Raw genomic sequence first — 861 nt, forward strand, 5'->3', positions numbered from 1 at the left:
AACAGCTTGCCTGAAGTGTGTGGCCGTGTGTGTCCGCAAGACCGTTTGTGTGAGGGTTCGTGCACACTAAATGATGATTTTGGTGCAGTCACGATCGGAAACATTGAAAAGTACATCACCGACAAAGCCTTTGAAATGGGCTGGAAGCCTGACATGTCCAAAGTGGAGTGGACAAATAAAAAGGTGGCAATCATCGGCGCAGGCCCTGCTGGTCTGGCAGCAGCAGACATCTTAGTTCGCAACGGTGTAAAACCGGTGGTGTTTGACCGTTACCCAGAGATTGGTGGCCTACTTACCTTTGGTATTCCTTCTTTCAAATTGGAAAAAGGGGTCATGGAAAATCGTCGTCGGGTATTTACCGAAATGGGCGTTGAGTTCCGCATGAATGTGGAAGTCGGCCAAGATGTGCAGATGCAAGAACTGCTTGATGAATACGATGCGGTTTTCTTAGGTGTGGGCACATACAAATACATGCGCGCCGGTTTGGAAAATGAAGACGCGCCGGGCGTTTATGACGCCCTACCATTTTTGATTTCCAATACCTATAAGGTTATGGAGCTAGAACATAACCAACCGTTTATCGATATGGCTGGCAAAAAAGTCGTAGTGCTTGGTGGTGGTGATACCGCGATGGACTGCGTGCGAACTTCGATCCGTCAAGGCGCATCTAACGTGATTTGTGCCTACCGTCGTGATGAAGAAAACATGCCTGGCTCCCGTCGAGAAGTGAAAAATGCCAAAGAAGAGGGCGTGAAGTTCATGTTTAACCTTCAGCCTTTAGGTATTGAGGTTGATGCGTATGGCAAAGTTTCAGGCGTGAAAGTGGTCAAAACTGCTTTAGGCGAGCCTGATGACGCAGGT

General features: G+C 48.3%; 1 protein-coding gene. It reads left to right on the forward strand.

What is annotated here, in order from left to right; genetic code table 11:
• On the forward strand, positions 1-861 hold an 861-nt coding region (locus R7Z50_RS25945; RefSeq protein WP_318149535.1), incomplete at both ends, for an FAD-dependent oxidoreductase.

This window comes from Vibrio sp. 1249-1 (assembly GCF_033340495.1).